General features: G+C 28.4%; 1 protein-coding gene and 1 pseudogene. Both read left to right on the forward strand.

The features are described 5' to 3' along the window. Positions 1–419: 419 nt before the first annotated feature. Positions 420–1,209, forward strand: a pseudogene (locus OC698_RS03350) (group II intron reverse transcriptase/maturase); the annotation flags it as partial. A gap of 428 nt (positions 1,210–1,637) precedes the next feature. After that, positions 1,638–1,970 carry an SVM family protein gene (locus tag OC698_RS03005; RefSeq protein WP_304513213.1) on the forward strand — a complete coding sequence of 111 codons (333 nt, stop codon included), beginning with the start codon at positions 1,638–1,640 and terminating at the stop codon, positions 1,968–1,970. Positions 1,971–1,978: the final 8 nt, after the last annotated feature.

Genomic DNA, 1,978 nt, shown 5'->3' on the forward strand with positions numbered 1-1,978 from the left:
TTTTCCCCAATTTCGGAATACGTAGTGGATTTTAAGGAAATTAAACTATGCCACGCCAATCCAATATATTCAAAATCGAAGTTAATTTTTGAACGGTATTAAGCTGACCTGAAAAAGGTTACTTGAGTGCGCCTTTTTTTAAAGAAAAAAGTTAAATTTGATATATAAATATCATTTTCTTTTCATTTTGTTCGCGATTTTTTCTCTTTTTTTGCTTAAATATATAGTGAAGAGATAAAATATAAAAAAATATCTCTGGAAACAAAAAAATTATCAAAAAAGTTTAGACACTTTTTTTTAATTTCATAAAATATTTCTTTGGTTTGAAAAGATAGGAAATTAGCAACTTAATTTTAGTTTTCAAGCATAATTTTAAATCAAAAATTGTCTAAAAAAACGGAACAGTTCAGTATGACCAAGTTGATAGGATTAAGAATCAAGTAACGCAATGGTTAGAACAAGATTTGAAACTTACCATTAGCAAGAATAAGTCAAAGATTGTTAAAGCCAGCAAAGGAACTAGGTTTCTATCCTACATGATTAAGGTAAACCCCACCAATAAAACCCGCAAAGGGAAGACCACACGGAATTCCCTAAACGGCAAAGTTCAAATCCAAATTCCCCAAGCGAAAGCCGAAGAATATGGAGACGAATATAATTGGTTAAAAAAGGGAAAGGTGAAACACGATGAAACATTAGCGAAGAGAGAAGAATTAGAAATAATCTGGACCTATAAAACAAATTGTTAGAGGAGTTAATCCAATACTTTTGTTTAGCCAACAATCTAGGTGTTTTAATCTATTTAAATTCTCTAGCTGAAGATAGCTGTTTGAAGACACTGGCAAGAAAACGGGAAACGTCGATTGCCAGAATTCGAAAGAAACTCAATACAGGCTCAACTTGGAGTATTCCTTATCTTAATAAAGGAAGACTCCAATACGAACCTTGGGTCGTCTACTCTTGGGATAAAATTAAAAAAATGCTTAACTATAAGGGAAATCCTAATATTACCATCAATAGATTTATATTCCAGAATCGTACGTATCTAATTGACCGTCTAAAAGCGGAACGTTGTGAGAACTGCGACAAAACAACTCAACTACAAATTCACCACATTGGGACAGTTCGCAACGCGAATCGCCAAAGGATCATAAATAAAAGAAAAAAGTATTATGTAAAGATTGTCATCGAAAGGTAACAAATCAATAAATACAAGATATTAGGAAAATAATAAAAATAAGAATAAATGGCTAATCAACCGCGAGGGGAAATTAGTCCTCGAAAGAGAGTGAATTAGGGAAAACCAGATGCTGGGAAACTCGCTTGTCCGGTTTTTTGGGCGGGGGCCAACAGCAAATACAAATCGCTGAATAAAACGCAATTAATCTATCCGTATTATTCAAATATTAAATTCTAACGGTGATGTTCGTTTTAAAGCTATTTTATAACTTATACATTTAAATAGACAAGTCAACTATTTAAATATAAGAGAACGAAGATTAAATAATTTTTTAATAATTTATCAAGAAGATAACGCAAATAATGCATCTGCCAATTATTAATAATTAATAAAATTATTTAAAAATAATTTAATACAAAAAGTAAATTTTACTATTTTATAAAAGGAGATTTCATTAATGATCAAATTACAAAATCAATTTAAAATAATAAGTATTTTTTTATTTATGTTGTTGGGATTATTTTTCATAAACAATAGTAATCAAGTTATGGCAATGGAAAAATCAAATAATATTCACATCAATAAAGAAATTATTATTAATAAAAAAAAAGAAATACAAGAATATATAAATCAAAAAAATCAAATAGCTTATATTATTGCTTTTACAAATATTCCAAATAACGGAACTTTAAATAAATTGTTAGAAATGCACACTAATTTATCTAATTTAATTAATTATTTAAGAGAACAAATTGAATCACTAGAAGAAATTTCTAATATATTTCAATAATTTAATTT

Source organism: Candidatus Phytoplasma gossypii (assembly GCF_030586975.1).
GTDB classification, from domain to species: Bacteria; Bacillota_I; Bacilli_A; order Acholeplasmatales; family Acholeplasmataceae; genus Phytoplasma; species Phytoplasma citri.

What these genes read in the sequence shown, in the direction of transcription:
- OC698_RS03005 (WP_304513213.1), top strand. Translation starts at nt 1,638, where the DNA reads ATGATCAAATTACAAAATCAATTTAAAATAATAAGTATTTTTTTATTT.